The 16615-nt window shown below is 57.1% G+C and carries 17 protein-coding genes; 10 read left to right on the top strand and 7 right to left on the bottom strand.

The window, feature by feature from the left end; genetic code table 11:
- Positions 1–2 precede the first annotated feature (2 nt).
- The gene (locus M2406_RS05925; protein ID WP_017892771.1) at positions 3–440 is read left to right on the top strand and encodes a glyoxalase/bleomycin resistance/dioxygenase family protein; all 438 of its coding nucleotides are present in this window, start codon (positions 3–5) and stop codon (positions 438–440) included.
- Positions 441–447: 7 nt separating this feature from the next.
- Here the strand turns inward: M2406_RS05925 and M2406_RS05930 are convergent, their stop codons facing one another.
- The 5 genes from M2406_RS05930 to M2406_RS05950 all read right to left on the bottom strand — a co-directional run bounded on the left by M2406_RS05930 (position 448) and on the right by M2406_RS05950 (position 4650).
- Complete coding sequence (locus M2406_RS05930; RefSeq protein ID WP_112362705.1) at positions 448–1668, bottom strand: multidrug efflux MFS transporter; 1221 nt, start codon at positions 1666–1668, stop codon at positions 448–450.
- Between the two features lie 124 nt (positions 1669–1792).
- Positions 1793–3007 (bottom strand): glycosyl transferase, encoded by a 1215-nt coding sequence (locus tag M2406_RS05935; protein ID WP_259189223.1) that lies wholly within the window; start codon positions 3005–3007, stop codon positions 1793–1795.
- Complete coding sequence (locus M2406_RS05940) at positions 3000–3830, bottom strand: mannosyl-3-phosphoglycerate phosphatase-related protein (protein WP_259189224.1); 831 nt, start codon at positions 3828–3830, stop codon at positions 3000–3002. Before M2406_RS05940 ends, M2406_RS05935 begins: the two co-directional genes overlap by 8 nt.
- 231 nt (positions 3831–4061) lie before the next feature.
- Positions 4062–4394, bottom strand: a complete 333-nt coding sequence (locus tag M2406_RS05945) for a type II toxin-antitoxin system RelE/ParE family toxin (protein WP_112362704.1) — start codon at positions 4392–4394, stop codon at positions 4062–4064.
- Positions 4395–4416: 22 nt separating this feature from the next.
- A complete protein-coding gene (locus tag M2406_RS05950) occupies positions 4417–4650 on the bottom strand; it encodes a type II toxin-antitoxin system Phd/YefM family antitoxin (protein WP_012145071.1) in 234 nt (77 codons plus the stop codon).
- A 131-nt stretch (positions 4651–4781) separates the two neighbouring features.
- On the opposite strand from M2406_RS05950, the gene M2406_RS05955 reads away from it, so the two are divergent.
- The 8 genes from M2406_RS05955 to M2406_RS05990 all read left to right on the top strand — a co-directional run bounded on the left by M2406_RS05955 (position 4782) and on the right by M2406_RS05990 (position 12980).
- Positions 4782–5645 (top strand): GNAT family N-acetyltransferase, encoded by an 864-nt coding sequence (locus M2406_RS05955; protein ID WP_259189228.1) that lies wholly within the window; start codon positions 4782–4784, stop codon positions 5643–5645.
- A 246-nt stretch (positions 5646–5891) separates the two neighbouring features.
- Entirely contained in the window at positions 5892–6764 is an 873-nt protein-coding gene (locus M2406_RS05960; RefSeq protein WP_012145073.1) for a MurR/RpiR family transcriptional regulator, read from the top strand.
- Positions 6765–6793: 29 nt separating this feature from the next.
- Complete coding sequence (gene ddpX, locus M2406_RS05965) at positions 6794–7357, top strand: D-alanyl-D-alanine dipeptidase (RefSeq protein ID WP_012145074.1); 564 nt, start codon at positions 6794–6796, stop codon at positions 7355–7357.
- Positions 7358–7392: 35 nt separating this feature from the next.
- Complete coding sequence (locus M2406_RS05970) at positions 7393–8943, top strand: ABC transporter substrate-binding protein (protein ID WP_112362700.1); 1551 nt, start codon at positions 7393–7395, stop codon at positions 8941–8943.
- A gap of 186 nt (positions 8944–9129) precedes the next feature.
- Positions 9130–10146 (top strand): ABC transporter permease, encoded by a 1017-nt coding sequence (locus tag M2406_RS05975; protein ID WP_012145076.1) that lies wholly within the window; start codon positions 9130–9132, stop codon positions 10144–10146.
- 5 nt (positions 10147–10151) lie between these two features.
- Positions 10152–11039 (top strand): D,D-dipeptide ABC transporter permease, encoded by an 888-nt coding sequence (ddpC, locus tag M2406_RS05980; RefSeq protein ID WP_012145077.1) that lies wholly within the window; start codon positions 10152–10154, stop codon positions 11037–11039.
- Positions 11039–12043 (top strand): ABC transporter ATP-binding protein, encoded by a 1005-nt coding sequence (locus tag M2406_RS05985; protein ID WP_135344344.1) that lies wholly within the window; start codon positions 11039–11041, stop codon positions 12041–12043. Before ddpC ends, M2406_RS05985 begins: the two co-directional genes overlap by 1 nt.
- A complete protein-coding gene (locus tag M2406_RS05990; RefSeq protein ID WP_012145079.1) occupies positions 12033–12980 on the top strand; it encodes an ABC transporter ATP-binding protein in 948 nt (315 codons plus the stop codon). The genes M2406_RS05985 and M2406_RS05990 overlap by 11 nt, the downstream gene beginning before the upstream one ends.
- A 12-nt stretch (positions 12981–12992) precedes the next feature.
- Here the strand turns inward: M2406_RS05990 and lpxA are convergent, their stop codons facing one another.
- A complete protein-coding gene (lpxA, locus tag M2406_RS05995; RefSeq protein WP_135344343.1) occupies positions 12993–13781 on the bottom strand; it encodes an acyl-ACP--UDP-N-acetylglucosamine O-acyltransferase in 789 nt (262 codons plus the stop codon).
- Between the two features lie 297 nt (positions 13782–14078).
- Complete coding sequence (locus M2406_RS06000) at positions 14079–14360, bottom strand: YjcB family protein (RefSeq protein WP_012145083.1); 282 nt, start codon at positions 14358–14360, stop codon at positions 14079–14081.
- 283 nt (positions 14361–14643) lie between these two features.
- Here M2406_RS06000 and mrdA point away from each other — a divergent pair, with 283 nt between their 5' ends.
- Entirely contained in the window at positions 14644–16569 is a 1926-nt protein-coding gene (gene mrdA, locus M2406_RS06005; protein WP_259189241.1) for a penicillin-binding protein 2, read from the top strand.
- Positions 16570–16615: the final 46 nt, after the last annotated feature.

The raw sequence follows: 16615 nt of genomic DNA on the forward strand, positions 1-16615 counted from the left end.
ACATGGAACAGCAGTTCGCAGGACTGGGCGTGTTGTTTATCGCCGGATTTGGGCCGATTACCCAGCATACGGAACAAAGCAAGGCGTTCTACGCTGACGCGCTGGGGCTGCCGCTGAAGCCCATGGACGGCAATGCCGATTATTTGCTGACCGAACATGGCGCACTGGAGGGGGTTAAACACTTCGCCCTGTGGCCGTTGGCGCAGGCCGCACAGTCCTGCTTCGGCAGCGATCAATGGCCGGCCGATTTGCCGGTGCCGCAGGCCTGGATGGAATTTGACGTTGCCGATATGGCACTGGCAACTCAGGGGTTGATCGATCGCGGTTATCGTCTGTTGATCGCCAACCGCGAAGAACCCTGGGGCCAGAGCGTCACCCGGTTGCTCAGCCCGGAAGGGCTGTTGATCGGCGTGACCTTTACCCCCTGGCTGCGTGATTAACCGTTAATCAACGCTCTCCCTCTTGCCCGGAGGGAGAGGACTTCGCTTCGACCTTGTTAAACTGGCTGCGCAGCTGCAGGCAGTTAATCAGCACCAGCACCGCCGTGACCACAAACACCCAGCGGAAGCCCATCAGCGCCGAAACGCCAGAGCCTATTAGCGGCCCCACCACATTACCGAGATACATAAACGACTGGTTATAGCCGAAGATGCGTCCGGTGACCTGATCGGAAGAGTACTTCAGCAGCAGCGTCTGCACCGCAGGCATCAAGGCACCATCGGCAAACCCCAACAGAAAACGCAGGATCCCCAACTGGAGCGGCGTTTCCACCCAGGCCATGATGGCAAATAGCACCGTAGTCAATCCTAATGCGGCCAACAAAATGCGTGCGGTGCCGATACGGTCGCCAAGTCGGCCGAGACGCGGGGCAGACATTAATGCGGCAACGCCAGGAACGGCGGCGATCATGCCGCTAATAAAGGCCAGATTGCCACTATCACCGGACAAATCCTTGATAAACAGCGTCAGTATCGGACTGATCGATGAGTTGGCCAATTGGATCATCAGAGTGCTGACAAACAAGGTCACAATCAGCGCCGGATAGGGCAGCGACTGGAATACCGCTTTGCCGCTTAATCGATCGGCTTTTTTTACCTCGATATGGCGTTCTTTTATCAGGAACAGGGTAATCAGGAAACTGACAAACATCAGCACGGCGGTGACGAAGAACACCACGCGTAGCCCCAGATGGTCGGCCATCAGGCCACCCAACAGTGGGCCAACGATCACCCCGGTCACCGGGCCAGTAGACAAAGTGCCCAAAGCCCAGCCGCTTTTGTCACGCGGTACCTGCGACGCAACCAGCGCCATGGCATTGGGGATATAGCCGGAGGTCAGCCCCATCAGTGCGCGCAGTGCAAACAGCTGATAAACGTTGGTGACCATACCCTGCAGCGCAATCACGACGGCCATTCCCAACGAAGCACGCAGCAGCATGAGCTTGCGGCCCTTGCGGTCTGCCAGGCTGCCCCACAGCGGTGATACCAGCGCCGAAACCAAAAAGGTGCCGCTGAACACCAGTCCGGACCAGATACTCAGCGACTGGTGGCCACTGACGCCGAGCTGTTCGACGTACAGCGGTAGAAAAGGCAGGATTTGGCTCATCGCCAGCCCGGTAAAGAAACAGCCGAGCCAGACTGAGATCAGATTGAGTTTCCACGCTTCCATCAGCTTGTCGTACCACTTTGAATTGGGAGGAATTTATTGAGCAGAGTAATAATAACACCGGTTATCAGGTGTTGCTGGGCGAAATCGGTGAGCAAACGTAAAAGGTGCCGGGCGGTGGGGGCGTTTACTGCTGGTTATCCTGCTCCACTGCGTCATACAGCCGTTGCAGGATGTCCGGGAAGGCGGACTGTACGCGGTTCCAGCTAGGCACAAAGGGTTTGTCACCGGGATTTTCGCTAAAGGCGTGGCCCGCCTGAGAAATGACTCGGGAGAACAGTTCGACCGCCGATTCTTCGCTGTGACGATCGAAACCCAGGCCGTTCATTTTGGCGTCGTGCTCGAAGGCGTCGATCATATCCAATGCGGTGCGGTAATAAGTGGCGCGCAGCACGCGGAAAGAATCACTGGTGATCGGCACCCCCTGGATCGCCAGCTTGCGATACAACGCCTTGGTAATGTCGCTCGCCATACGTTGCAGGCCGGTGTTCGGATCATCCTCCGACATTGGCTGATGCTTGTGGTCGTAATGGTCGGCGATATCGACCTGACAAATTCGGTTGGTGGCGGTGTTCCGGTGGATTTCCGACAGTACGCCAATCTCCAGTCCCCAATCGCTGGGAATCCGCAAGTCATTGAGGATATGGGTGCGCATGGCGAACTCACCGGAGAGCGGGTAGCGGTAGCTGCGCAGATAGTCGAGAAAATCCGAGTTGCCATAGACCTTTTGCAGTGATTTCAATAGCGGAAACACCAGCAACCGACCCACGCGGCCATTCAGCTTGCCGCCAGCCACCCGGGCGTAATAGCCCTTGCAGAAGTCGTAATGAAACTGCGGGTTGGCCACCGGGTACAGCAGACGCGCCAGCATGCGACGATTATAGGTGACAATGTCACAGTCGTGCAGCGCCACACAGCTGCTGCGGCGCGATGCCAGGGTATAACCGACGCAGAACCATACGTTGCGGCCTTTGCCCGGCTCGTTGGGTGCCAGTCCTTCGGCGCTGAGCTGTTCGGCAATCGCCGTCAGGCGCGGCCCATCATTCCACAAAATCCGGTGGCGCTGTGGCAGGCGCGAGAAGAAGGTTTTGGCGTGCAGAAATTGCTGATGGTTGGCGCGATCCAGGCCAATCACGATTTCCTCCAGATAGGGCACCTGTGCCAGCGTATCGACGATCTTGTCCAGCGCGGGGCCCTCCAGCTCGGAATAGAGTGAAGGCAAAATCAACCCCATGGTGTTGCGGCCGGAGAACACTTGCAGCTCATATTCCAGCTCGGCCAAGTCACGTTGGGCCAGATTGTGGAAGTTGGTGATGATGCCGTCCTGGTAAAATTCACTCATGTTGAGATCTCCTGTTAAGCAGAAAATGATCCAATCCTTCGCACCAGCCCTGTGGGCCTTGCTGTTGCGTGCGGTACAGCCGGCCGGAGAAATCGTTCGGTAAAGTAAGCGGCTGGGCCTGCTGGCCACGGATCAATACCGCCAGATTGCTGGCGTGCAGCAGGGAGAGGTCATTGGGGCCATCGCCCAGACTGAGGGTGGTTAAAGGCTGACGCCGGGTTAATTGATAACGCGCGGCCAGCCAGCGGGCGGCATTGCCCTTGCTGACCTCTCGGCTCATCAGGTGATAAAAGCGTCCCCCCTGAGTCAGATGCAGGTCGTGTTGCGCCAGCAGGGTGCGAAAGTGTTCAAGTTGGCGATCGGTGCCTGCCCAACGAAGCGGTTCAGAACCGGCACGTTGCCGTGCCTGGCGGGCTTGGGGCAGGGTTAAGCCAGTCCAGTTTGCCACCGTCGCGGCATCCACATCGGCAAATCCCTGGAAGGCGAAACCGGTCTGGTGGCGCAATGCCCGCAAGGTTGCCGTCAGGCTGTGGTAATCGGCCCCCAGGGTTTTCGCCGGGTAGTCGGGTTGGTCGTGCCATCCCTCGGGAAAAACAATCTGCGCGCCGTTTTCGGCAATAAAGGGCCAGTGGCTCAGCCCCAGTTGCTGTTGCAACGTGCAGACCTCGGCGGCGGTTTTACTGGTGGTGATGATCAGCGGCGTCTGGGCCTGTGCCAGACGATCCAGCCAGGGCTGCGCCGCGTGCCAGCGGTAGCTGTGGTGATCCAGCAGTGAACCGTCCAGATCGGTAAAAATCAACAGGTCGGGACTCAGTTTCAGCATTTCATCTCCATTCTATCGTGCACAATTCGCTGATAAATAGGCGGATTACTTTGTTTTAACGCGGGAGACCGAGAGGGAGATTTATCGCCGCACGCACCTCAAAACTGTGATGCAAATCACAATTAACCTTAACGGGTTATCGGCGGGGGCGCAAGTTTTGGCCAACGCGGGTGACAGGGAACCTTTGCTTTTGCGCGGCAAAATGAGGAAGTATCAGGGAGCCCTGCGGGCTTAGGGGGCTATCAGTCGATTAAATAATATTTGCTGAATATCCTGCTTTTGTGCAAGAAAAGCGTGCACGGTAATGAGTGAATCTTCGAGCGAATAGATGACGCGATAGCCATTTACCGTATTACATTCACGGTATTTATCGCAGCCAATCTTTAAAAGTTCAGGGCATATCTGACAACCGGTTGAGAACTGACTTACCCTTGCTTCAAACGCGGTGATGATCTCGCCCACGACAGGCATCGGAGGGACATTATTGGCTTTAAGATGACGGATAATCTCGACCAGGGTGCTTTTTGCCGTTGCGGTATACTCAATATCAAGCTGTTCCTTCATGCGACATCTCCTTTTTACCGCATTAGTTATCTATATCAGCCAGTAACTGGTCGCGGGTATAAACTTTCCCTTCTTTTTTGTCTTTTTCAGACAGCGTTAGCAATTTAAGCAAGGCAATAGCGTCATCCCGTTGCTTGCGCTCTTCATAAGACTCGATCACATAAGCCGGTGTGCCATTTTGCGTAACCAAAATAGGTTCAGACAAATCGAGCGCGGCGGCGTGTTTCTTTACATAGCTAATGGTTTCAACTTTCATACTGCTCTCCTCGCTGAACGAATGTGTCAAATTTAGTCCATATTAAGACCATAAGCAATGTGCCAGACACAACCGAATTTGCTACTTTGTGACAGGGCGATTTTCGCCGCTAAATGAATCAGGAGGTAAAGGTGCCCCAGGAAAAACCGAGCATTATTCTGCGCCCAATGATCGACACGGATCTTACGGCCGCGTTCGAACTGTCGCAGCAGATACAGTGGCCCCACCGGCTGGAGGATTGGCAGCAGGCGTGGTCGTTGGGTGCCGGTGTGATAGCCGAGGCCGAAGGGCAGGTGGTGGGCTGTGCGCTGCGCTGGCTGTGGGGTGAACAGCGTGCCACGCTGGGGTTGGTGATTGTTGCCGAGCAGCAGCGCGGGCAAGGTATCGCCAGGGCTATGTTGCAGCGGCTGATGGCACCATTGACGCCTTATCAGATTCATTTGGTAGCGACTGAACAGGGAAAACCGCTGTATCGGCAATTGGGGTTTATCGAACAAGGGACGTTGGCGCAGCATCAATGCCGGGAGTTGCCAATGCGCAATGCCCAGCCTTTACCGGAAGGTTTACTCCTGCGCCCGGCATTAGCATCGGATATTGCCTTACTGAGTGAGCTGGATTTTGCCGCCAGTGGCCTGCGACGTCAGCCATTGTTGGCGGAGATACTGGCAAGCGCCGAGCAGGCGCTGGTGCTGGAACGCCACGGGATGGCCGTCGGTTTTGCTTTGCGCCGTCGTTTTGGCCATGGCAGCATGATCGGCCCGGTGGTGGCGCCTGAACTTGCCGACGCGGTTATCCTGATTGATGCCTTATGCCACCCCTGCAGCGGCCAGTTCGTGCGGGTAGATACGCCGCTGGCCACCGGCCTTGGCGAATGGCTGAACCAGCGCGGCCTGCCTTGCGTGGATACGCCCACCATCATGGTTCGTGGTACACCTCATAGACCGGATTGCCATCTTGCACAGATTTTTGCACTGGTTTCGCAAGCCTGGTCATAAAATTGAAATTAAGGGTTCACGGCGGTGCATTGCCAGATGCATTGCCCAATTGTTGTGCAATAGTTATCAACTGATGACTATGTTGTAACCGCAGGCGCTACCGCTTCTGCAGCGCCATACGCCGCCATGCGATAATTTTCCCCCAGCAGTTCGCCATTGGCACGGGCCATGCATTGTCATCATCAGTCTTTGTTACCTGAGTAACAGAGGGTGGCGTAATGACAACTCAACAACAACGGGCGAACTATGGCTGAGCATCCAGATGTGATCGCACAAATAGAAGCGTCATTTGCGGTACAGACCCCGACCGGGAAACGTATCGCCGGATATCTGCTGGCCAACTTGGCGCAGGTACCGTTTGAAACGGCAGACAGCATCGCCCGCAGCACCGCCACCAGTGGCATCTCTGTGGGACGGTACCTGCGTAGTCTGGGTTACCGCAATCTTGACGATTTGAAACGCACGCTGCGTGAACAGGGGACGGCGCTGTATCAGCCCTGGGGCGTGACCGACCGTCTGGGCGCTTATCGCCAACGTCGCGAACAGCCACAGCCGCAAAAACTGCGCCAGTCGTTAACGCTGGAGCTGGAGGCTGTCGAGCATGTTTACCAATTGGCCGGCGGTGATGCCTTTGCCCAGGTCAGCCGACAGTTGGCGCAGGCGGAAGCGGTGTTCGTGGTCGGTATTCAATCCACGCGCGGTATCGCCAACGCCTTCTACAGCCATCTGGAATATCTGCGGCCCAAAGTCTATTACGCCGACGGACTGTCCGGCACCTATGTGGAATCACTCAATTCGGAATTCAGCGCGCCTTATCTGGTGCTGACCGACACCCGCGCCTATTCCACTATCGCCCAAAAATACTGTCAGGCCGCCTGTGCGCGCGGGCTGCGGCTGGCGCTGATCACCGATATTTACTGCCCGTGGGCAAGGGATTACCCGATTGATCTGCTGCAGGTGAAAACCGACACCGGCCAGTTTTGGGACTCATTGGCACCGCTGAGCTGTCTGTTCAATCTGCTGCTGTCTTCGGTGCTGGAACAGGGCGGCGCGGCGGTGGAGCAACGGCTGGCCAATAACCGCAGCCTGCAAAAAGAGCTGGGGCAATTTGAATCTTAATCACTATTTAATCACTATGGGAAAACGCAATGAGTGACAATGTAACGTTAGTCGATTTGACCGAAGCCTTTCCCGAGCTGCCTATCGACTTGAAATACGCCAGCGCCGACAACCTGACCGGCCGGGCGATTTATCTTGAGAGCCGCTGCCTGCTGCATCCCGACGCGGTGCAGGGATTAGGGCGCTGTTTGCTGGCGGCGCGGTTGGCCGGTTTTTCCCTGCTGGTGTTCGACGCTTATCGGCCACAGCAGGCGCAGGCATTGTTGTGGCAGGCGTGTCCGGATCCGCAATATGTCACCAGCACGCTAACCGGTTCGCACCACAGCCGGGGCGTGGCGATTGACGTGACGCTGCTGGATGCCGCCGGTGTGGCGCTGGACATGGGCACCGCTTTTGATGAGATGAGCGAAAGATCCCACCCGTTTTACCCTGATTTCCCTCCGGAGGTGCAGCGCAACCGGCTGCTGCTGAATGCGGTGATGGCCGCCGGAGGTTTTCGCGCTATCGCCAGCGAATGGTGGCATTTTGAGCTGCCCAACGCGGGCGAGTATCCGCTTTTGGCCGATCGCTTCGGCTGTTTTTCTTACGATTAAAACAACACACATTCAACGCATCAGGAGCTTTGTTTATGAATCAGATCAAATACGCCGCTCTGGCGGCTGCAGTGACGTTGGGCATGGCGGTAATGGGTCAGGCGCAGGCCGCTGTACCCAAAGACATGCTGGTGATTGGCAAGGCGGCCGACCCGCAAACGCTGGATCCGGCGGTGACCATAGATAACAACGACTGGACGGTGACCTATCCGGCCTACCAACGACTGGTACAGTACAAAACCGAGGGCGGCAAAGGCTCGACTCAGGTGGAGGGCGAGCTGGCAGAAAGCTGGACGGCTTCTGACGATCAGCTGGTGTGGACCTTTAAACTCAAACCCGGCAACAAGTTTGATGATGGTTCGGACGTTAATGCCGAGGCGGTGAAGTGGTCGTTCGAACGCCTGATGAAAATTGGTCAGGGGCCTTCCGAAGCTTTCCCGAAAGACTTGCAGGTGACGGCGGTGGATCCGCTAACCGTGCGGTTCACTCTGAAAACCCCGTTCGCACCGTTCCTGTACACCCTGGCCAACGACGGGGCCGGTATTGTTAACCCGGCCATCGCCAAGGCTAATCCGGCGGACGAAGGTAAAGCCTGGCTGGCGAACCACAGCGCCGGTTCCGGCCCGTACAAATTGGACCGTTGGCAAAAAGGCCAGCAGCTGGTGCTGGTACCGAATCCGCATTACAGCGGCGCCAAACCGGCCTTTAAGCGAGTAACGGTGAAAATCATCGGCGAAAGCGCCACCCGTCGTTTACAACTGACCCGTGGTGACCTGGATATTGCCGAATCCTTGCCGATCGACCAGCTTACGGCGTTGAAGAGCGAAAACAAGGTGGCGGTCAATGAGTATCCGTCGCTGCGTGTGACCTACTTATATCTCAACAACGGCAAAGCGCCGCTGAATCAGGTTGATCTGCGCCGCGCCATTTCCTACGCGGTGGATTACCAGGGCATGGTGAAGGGCATTCTCGGCGGTAACGGCAAACAGATGCGTGGCCCGATCCCGGAAGGCATGTGGGGATACGACGCCACCGCGCAGCAATATAGCCAGAATGCGGACAAGGCCAAAGCAGCACTGGCGGCGGTGAAGGACAAACCGGCTTCGCTCAATTTCCTGTATTCGGTAAGCGACCCCAACTGGGAGGCGATAGCGCTGTCGGTACAGGCCAGCCTGGCGACGGTGGGCATCAACGTCAAACTTGAGAAACTGGCCAACGCCACCATGCGTGACCGTATCGGCCAGGGTAACTACGACATCGCCATCGGCAACTGGAGCCCGGACTTCGCCGACCCCTACATGTTCATGAACTACTGGTTCGAATCCGACAAGAAAGGACTACCGGGCAACCGTTCGTTCTACAGCGATCCGCAGGTGGACGCGCTGCTGAAGAAAGCGGTAGCGGTGTCCGATCAGCAGGTGCGTACTGCCGATTACCAGGCGGCGCAGAAAATTGTCATCGACCAGGCGGCCTATGTTTATCTGTTCCAGAAAAACTATCAGGTGGCGATGAACAAAGAGGTGAAGGGCTTTGTATATAACCCGATGCTGGAGCAGGTGTTCAACGTTGGGCAGATGAGCAAGTAAGTTGTTTGGCTATTTCAGACATCTAACAAAGCCGGTTATTAGGGAGAGCGTGCCGATGGGGTCGTAGCAGCTTTAGCTGCCGGAGTGCCCCACGGTGCGCTAGGCCCGAGTATCTCAGGTTTGAATACAACATAGCTGTCTAACTCGGGTAGCCGTTTGGCTGCCCCTGCACCATGGGAAATCGCTATGAACGTTTGGAGCCTTATCCGTCAGCGTTGCTGGGGGTTGGTGCTGGTGATGTTCGGGGTGTGCGTTATCACCTTTACCATTTCTCACCTGATCCCCGGCGATCCGGCGCGGCTGCTGGCCGGTGACCGCGCCAGCGAAGAAATTGTCCAGCATATTCGCCAGCAACTGGGGTTGGATCAGCCGTTATATGTGCAATTTGGCCGCTATGTGCTGGATCTGTTGCATGGCGATCTGGGAACTTCCATTCGCACCGGGCGACCGGTACTGGAAGATCTGCGAGCCTTCTTTCCCGCCACGCTGGAACTGGCTTTTTGCGCCTTGTTGCTGGCAATCGCGCTGGGTGTGCCGCTCGGCGTGGTATCGGCGGTTTATCGCAATAAATGGCCCGATCATCTGGTGCGGTTACTGTCGGTGACCGGTATCTCCACCCCGGCATTCTGGCTGGGGCTGGGCGTCATTATCCTTTTTTACGGCCAACTCAATCTGTTACCCGGCGGCGGCAGGCTGGACGACTGGCTGGATCCACCGACCCATATCACCGGCTTCTACCTGCTCGATTCCCTGCTGACCGGCAATGGCGAAGCCTTCTGGAACAGCCTGCAGCACCTGATTTTGCCGGCGCTGACCCTGGCCTTTGTTCACCTCGGGGTGGTGGCGCGGCAAATTCGATCGGCGATGCTGGAACAGTTGGGAGAAGACTACATCCGCACTGCGCGCGCCAACGGCCTTTCGCATTGGCGCGTGGTGCTCGGGCATGCGCTGCCCAACGCCCTGATCCCTTCAGTGACGGTGTTGGGGCTGGCGCTGGGGGATTTACTGTATGGCGCGGTACTGACCGAAACGGTATTCGCCTGGCCGGGTATGGGCGCCTATGTGGTGGACTCCATTCAGGCACTGGACTTCCCGGCGGTAATGGGGTTTGCCGTGGTGGTGTCCTTCGCCTACGTGATGGTGAATTTGATCGTCGATCTGCTTTATCTGTGGATCGACCCGCGAATGGGGCGCGAGGGATAATGACAATGACTCAAATCGAACAACCGCCTGCGGCGCAACCGGCCTTGCGTTTTGTCAGCCTGCGCCGTGCCTGGTACCGCGTGCGACGTAGCCCGCTGACGTTGCTGGGGGCCGCTATCATGATTGCCGTACTGTTCCTGATGCTGTTCTCGCCGTGGCTGGTACCGCACAACCCGGATGCGATTGATCTTACCGCACGCCTGCTGCCGCCTTCGGCAGAACACTGGTTCGGTACTGATGAAGTAGGCCGCGATCTGTTCAGCCGGGTACTGGTCGGCAGCCGTCAGTCGGTGGCCGCCGGGCTGGCGGTGGTGGTGCTGGCGGGGGGCATTGGCTCGCTGCTTGGCTGCTTCTCCGGCGTGATGGGCGGCACGGTGGATGCGCTGATTATGCGCTGCATGGATATTATGCTGTCGGTGCCTTCGCTGGTGCTGACCATGGCGCTGGCGGCGGCGCTCGGCCCCAGCCTGTTCAATGCCATGTTGGCTATCGCGGTGGTGCGCATTCCGTTTTATGTACGGCTGGCCCGTGGCCAAACCTTAACGTTACGCCATCAGGCTTATATGCAGGCAGCACGGACCTTTGGTGCCTCGCGTTGGCATCTGATCGGTTGGCATGTACTGCGTAACGTAATGCCGCCGTTGGTGGTGCAGGCGTCGCTGGATATTGGCACGGCGATCCTGATGGCGGCCACGCTGGGCTTTATCGGCCTGGGCGCTCAGCAGCCGACCGCCGAGTGGGGAGCGATGGTGGCCAACGGGCGCAACTATGTGCTCGACCAGTGGTGGTATTCGGCCTTTCCCGGTACGGCGATCCTGATCACCGCCACCGGCTTTAATCTGTTCGGCGACGGTCTGCGCGACCTGCTGGATCCTAAAACCCGGGGGCGCTGATGAGTGAAGTTACCGTTTTATCTATCGAAGAGCTGCAACTGGAATTCCCGGTCTACGGCGGCAGCGTCAAGGCTCTTAACCGCGTTTCGCTGCAGGTTAAGGCCGGCGAGATTGTCGGCGTGGTGGGTGAGTCCGGTTCCGGCAAGTCGGTGACGGCGATGATGACCCTGCGGCTGCTGGCGGAGGACGGCTACAGCGTGACCGGCGGCGCCTTGCAGATGCTGGGCACCGACGTACTCAATGCCAGTGAGCGGCAAATGCGTCAGCTGCGCGGCGCGCGGGTATCGATGATTTTCCAGGAACCGATGAGCGCACTGAATCCGACGCGCAAGATTGGTCGCCAGATGTGTGAAGTGATCCGTCTGCATCAGCGGCTCTCGGCTCGGGCGGCGCGTGACAAGGCGATTCAACTGTTGCAGGAGATGCAAATTGCCGACGCGGAACGCGTGATGGAACGTTATCCGTTCGAGCTGTCCGGCGGTATGCGTCAGCGGGTGTTGATCGCCATGGCATTCTCCTGCGAGCCGGAGCTGATTATCGCCGATGAACCGACCACCGCGCTGGACGTAACGGTGCAGCGCCAGGTGCTGAGGTTGTTGCAGCAAAAAGCGCGTGCCAGCGGCACGGCGGTGCTGTTTATCACCCATGATATGGCGGTGGTATCGCAGCTTTGCGACCGGGTGTATGTGATGTATGCCGGGCACGTGATTGAAAGTGGTACTACAGAGCGGGTGATTGAACACCCAAGCCACCCGTATTCCATTGGGCTGTTACTGGCGGCACCGGAACGCGCCGAGCCGCGCAGCCTGCTGCGGGCCATTCCCGGCACGGTGCCTAATCTCAGTGCGCTGCCGCCGGGCTGCGCCTTCAGCAACCGTTGCAGCCACGCCGACGGCCAGTGCCAACAAACACCGCCGCTAATGCCCTTAGCCGCAGAACCGGCCCAGCGGGTGGCCTGCTGGCATCCGCAGTCTATTGATTTGGAGGTGCGAAATGAACCTTGAAGCGCTGCTGGAACTGCGCGACGTGCGGCTACGCTTTCCCGCCAGTTATAACTGGCGTGGCAAGCCGCGTGAGTATGTCCACGCGCTCAACGGGTTGGATCTCAACATTATGCGCGGGGAAACCCTGGGTATCGTTGGCGAATCCGGCTGCGGCAAGAGTACGCTGGCGCAGTTGCTGATGGGACTGTTGAAACCGAGTAGCGGTGAGCTGCTGCGGGCGCGCAACGATGGATCCTGGTTTGGCAGCGGTATGCAGATGGTGTTTCAGGATCCGCAGTCGTCGCTCGATCCCCGCCTGCCGGTATGGCGCATTATTACTGAACCGGTGTACGTGCAGCAGCATACCAGCGTGGCGCAGCGACGGGCACAGGCGGCGGAACTGGCGCAACAGGTCGGTCTGCGGCCGGAGGCGATTGACCGCTTGCCACACGAGTTTTCCGGCGGACAGCGGCAGCGTATCTCCATTGCTCGTGCGCTATCTTCGCAACCGGATATCATCGTGCTCGATGAACCTACCTCGGCGCTGGATATTTCGGTGCAGGCGCAGATCCTCAATTTATTGGTGGAATTGCAGCGCCAACGCAATCTGACCTATGTGCTGATTTCGCATAACGTCTCGGTGATTCAGCATATGAGTGACCGTGTCGCCGTGATGTATCTGGGGCAAATTGTGGAACTGGGCCCGACCGCGCAGGTACTGCGCCAGCCGCAGCATCCCTATACGCGATTGCTGCTGGACTCGGTGCCTCGCGCAGGGCGCTCATTGACCGACAGCACGATTGAAGATCGCAAGGGCGAACTGCCGGGCAACCGCCAGTTGCCGCAGGGGTGTTTCTTCCGCGAACGTTGCCCTTATGCCGGAGAAGGCTGCCAACTGCCGCAAAACTTGCGGGTTAATCTGGGTGGCTCAGCGGTGCGTTGCCATAAGGTGGCATAGCGGCCACGTTGCTCAGCGGATAATGCCGCGCGTCGAGCGCGTGAAGAAATCGAGGAACAGGCTCAGCAGCGGGTATTCCACGCTGAGGTGAGTCACTTCCTGCCGAACCTCCTCCAGCGGCATCGCCCGGTGGTAGAGCATGTCATACAGCGAGTGAATCACCCGTTGCTGTTGCGGGTCGGCGGCCAGAAAAGCAGGTGCAGCCAGATTCAGACCATCAGGTTTGGCGCGATGACCGCCAGCCTGCACAAAGGGAGGCAGGTCCTGCACCAGAAGGGTGGCGTCGGCTAATCGCGCATGGGCACCGATAATGCAAAACTGATGTACCGCGCACCGAACGCCGACCCAGACGGCATCGCCTAATTCAACATGACCCGCCAGGCCGCTGTGATCGCCAAGGTAAGCGCCGTCACCGATGATGCAGTCATGGGCAACATGCACATTGTCGCGCAGGTCGTTGTCATGACCGATGACGGTGCGTTGGCAGCCTTGCAGCGTACCGCGATGCAGGGTGGCGTATTTGCCGATGCGATTGCGATCGCCGATGGTCAGCGTGGTCGGCTCACCGGCATATTTCAGATCCTGACTGGCTTCGCCGATCGAGGAAAACTGACCGATAACATTGTCGCGGCCGATGCGCGTTAGGCCATTAATCACCGTGTGCGAGGCGATAGTGGTGCCTTCACCTATCTCAACCCCGGCGGAAATGAAGCAAAAAGGGCCGATACTCACGCGGGCACCGATAATCACGCCTGGCTCAATCACGCTGTTGTCGGCAATACGGGCAGAAGCAGAAATCATGACGCATCCTGATGGCGGCGCATGGCTATCCATCAGCCAGGCCAGTCATCGGTTAAGTATTAAGCCGGATTCTGGATTAATTAAGGGGGGAACAGGAAAGGTGAGCAGGAAGTTTGCCTTCCCGTCAGTGTGACAAGGTTGTCTGGGGCCAGCATAAGCCGGTATGCGTTTCAGACGGCTACTTTATATTTTATTTATTTTATGAACCTTTGGGTAATAACGGGATGTTACCACCGACGCTCAAACGCAATATAGAGGACAGGCAAAACGCGTCACGCCTTGCCTCTCCATTCTGGCTCAGGGCAGTGGCCAGTCGGTGGGGGTGTTGCTGACGACTTCGACATACATATCCCAGGCGTGGGACCAGAACTGCGTAAAGCCTTCCTGGCTGAAACTGATGCCCATCAGGCCCATGACGAACCAGCAGGTGGTGAACAGCCCCAGGCTGCTGAACATAAATGCCATGCCGTTGCGGCTGGTCTTGCGGCAAACGACGTTTAGCTGGCTGGACATAAACATCATAACGGCGCTCAGTAACTCCCAGCGCATCATGATAAAACCTGTGGCAATGGCACTCATCGAACATGGTCCTTGGAAAAAGCCGCAGTCGGCGGGGGGCCGTGCGGGCAAAAATGAATTAGTGTGATCTGCGTCACATTGTAGCCCGGCATAAATCACGGCTCAATCCCTGAGCGGCAGAAAAATCGGCATTTGGTAACATTCCAACATGCTGAAACATTTATGCCATTTCATTAGCAACCTTTTAATGGGGAGCCCTTGCCAATAACGCTATGCTTGCCGACTTTTCACTGCCCTGATTTATCTTGGGAAATTGTGACGTCTGACAGGTAACTCGCCACGCATGGCCCTATTAAAAGATAAAATTCGTGACCATTCCGCAGAGGAAATGCTGTTTATTCGCCGTGCCGGCGTGGCAATGGTGCTGGTCGTTGCCTGTTTTGGCGTGCTGGTCGCCAACCTGTATCGATTACAGGTCAAACAGCATGGGTTCTACCAAACTCGCTCCAATCAGAACGACATTAAAATGGTGCCCATTGCCCCGAGTCGTGGGCTGATCTTCGACCGCAATGGCACCCCGCTGGTACGTAACATCACGCTGTACCAAATCCAGATCATTCCCAGCAAAATCGAAAACATGACCGCGTTGCTGCAAGAGCTGACGCCGATTGTCGATCTGACCCCGGAAGATATCACCGCCTTTCGCGATGATATGCACCATAACGGTCGCTACAAGCCGGTGACGCTGAAAAGCGGGCTGACCGAGACCGAGGTGGCGCGCTTTGCGGTCAATCAGTACCGCTTTGATGGGGTAACCATCGATACCTACCAGCAACGGGAATATCCGTACGGTGCCGAACTGGCTCATGTGGTGGGCTACGTATCGAAAATCAACGATAGTGACTTGAAGCGGCTGGATAAAGCCGGTCTGAGTGAGAACTATGCCGCCGACCACAATATCGGCAAGCAGGGCATTGAGGCTTATTACGAGTCTGAACTGCACGGCACCACCGGCTATCAGGAAGTGGAGGTGGATAACCACGGCCGCGTGATACGCCTGCTGAAAGAACAACCGCCACAGGCGGGCAAAAACATTTACCTGACGCTCGATCTGCCACTGCAGCAATATATCGAATCGGTGCTCAAAGGGCAGCGAGCGGCGGTGGTGGTTGAAGACCCGCGTGACGGCGGCATTCTGGCGATGGTTTCCAGCCCCAGCTACGATCCCAATCCTTTCGTGAAAGGCATCAGTTACTCCGCCTATAAATCTCTGTTGGCCAACCCCGATTTGCCGCTGATAAACCGCGTAACCCAGGGACTGTACCCACCGGCATCCACAGTGAAACCCTTCATGGCGACCTCTGCACTGTTTGCCGGGGTGATTACCCCCAATACCACCTTCTTTGGCGCACCGACCTGGACGTTGCCAGGTACCCAACGCCGTTATCGCGACTGGCTTAAAACCGGTCATGGGATGCTGAACGTGACCAAGGCGATTGAAGAGTCCGCCGATACCTTCTTCTATCAGGTGGCCTATGAAATGGGCATTGACCGCATTCATAGCTGGCTGAGCAAGTTTGGTTACGGCCAGGCTACCGGAATTGACCTTAACGAAGAATATCGCGGTGTCTTGCCAAGCCGCGAATGGAAGCAGCGGGTGCATAAAAAAACCTGGTACCAGGGGGACACTATCTCGGTGGGCATCGGCCAGGGCTATTGGGTCGCCACGCCAATCCAGATGGTGAAGGCACTCACCACGCTTATCAATAACGGCAAGGTGAAGACGCCTCATCTGTTGTATTCCATGCGTCAGGGTAACCAGGTCACGCGCTATTTGCCGCCGAAGCAGGCCGCGCAGATTGGCGATGCCAAATCGCCGTATTGGGGCATTGTGCGCAACGGCATGTATGGCATGGCCAACCTGCCAAACGGAACCGGCTACAAGCTGTTCCACACCGCGCCGTACCAAATTGCCGCCAAGTCCGGGACTTCGCAGGTGTTTGGGCTGAAAGAAAATCAGACCTATAACGCCAAAATGATCCCGGTGCGGCTGCGTGACCATATCTTCTATACGCTGTTTGCCCCCTATAAAAATCCACGGGTGGCGATGGCGCTGATTCTGGAAAACGGCGGTGGCGACGGTGTTGTGGCAGGGCCGACCGCGCGGGCGATCCTCGACCACATATTTGACCCGGCCAACGCCCCGCAGCCTGAACAAGGGCAGGAAGTTAAACCGGAGTTAAACGACAGCGCGGATGTGCAACAGTAAACGCGTTTGTTTTTACTTTCTTACAAACTGCAATCTTCTAAAGATT

Source organism: Serratia sp. BIGb0163 (genome assembly GCF_024809935.1).
Lineage (GTDB): Bacteria > Pseudomonadota > Gammaproteobacteria > Enterobacterales > Enterobacteriaceae > Serratia > Serratia quinivorans.

Bases quoted from the DNA above. Each gene is read 5' to 3' on its own strand.
- M2406_RS05940 (WP_259189224.1), bottom strand. From the start codon at position 3,830: ATGCTGAAACTGAGTCCCGACCTGTTGATTTTTACCGATCTGGACGGT.
- mrdA (WP_259189241.1), top strand. From the start codon at position 14,644: ATGGCCCTATTAAAAGATAAAATTCGTGACCATTCCGCAGAGGAAATG.
- M2406_RS05985 (WP_135344344.1), top strand. From the start codon at position 11,039: ATGAGTGAAGTTACCGTTTTATCTATCGAAGAGCTGCAACTGGAATTC.
- M2406_RS05975 (WP_012145076.1), top strand. From the start codon at position 9,130: ATGAACGTTTGGAGCCTTATCCGTCAGCGTTGCTGGGGGTTGGTGCTG.
- ddpX (WP_012145074.1), top strand. From the start codon at position 6,794: ATGAGTGACAATGTAACGTTAGTCGATTTGACCGAAGCCTTTCCCGAG.
- M2406_RS05935 (WP_259189223.1), bottom strand. From the start codon at position 3,007: ATGAGTGAATTTTACCAGGACGGCATCATCACCAACTTCCACAATCTG.
- ddpC (WP_012145077.1), top strand. From the start codon at position 10,152: ATGACTCAAATCGAACAACCGCCTGCGGCGCAACCGGCCTTGCGTTTT.
- M2406_RS05960 (WP_012145073.1), top strand. From the start codon at position 5,892: ATGGCTGAGCATCCAGATGTGATCGCACAAATAGAAGCGTCATTTGCG.
- M2406_RS05930 (WP_112362705.1), bottom strand. From the start codon at position 1,668: ATGGAAGCGTGGAAACTCAATCTGATCTCAGTCTGGCTCGGCTGTTTC.
- M2406_RS05950 (WP_012145071.1), bottom strand. From the start codon at position 4,650: ATGAAAGTTGAAACCATTAGCTATGTAAAGAAACACGCCGCCGCGCTC.
- M2406_RS05970 (WP_112362700.1), top strand. From the start codon at position 7,393: ATGAATCAGATCAAATACGCCGCTCTGGCGGCTGCAGTGACGTTGGGC.
- M2406_RS06000 (WP_012145083.1), bottom strand. From the start codon at position 14,360: ATGAGTGCCATTGCCACAGGTTTTATCATGATGCGCTGGGAGTTACTG.
- M2406_RS05990 (WP_012145079.1), top strand. From the start codon at position 12,033: ATGAACCTTGAAGCGCTGCTGGAACTGCGCGACGTGCGGCTACGCTTT.
- lpxA (WP_135344343.1), bottom strand. From the start codon at position 13,781: ATGATTTCTGCTTCTGCCCGTATTGCCGACAACAGCGTGATTGAGCCA.
- M2406_RS05925 (WP_017892771.1), top strand. From the start codon at position 3: ATGGAACAGCAGTTCGCAGGACTGGGCGTGTTGTTTATCGCCGGATTT.
- M2406_RS05945 (WP_112362704.1), bottom strand. From the start codon at position 4,394: ATGAAGGAACAGCTTGATATTGAGTATACCGCAACGGCAAAAAGCACC.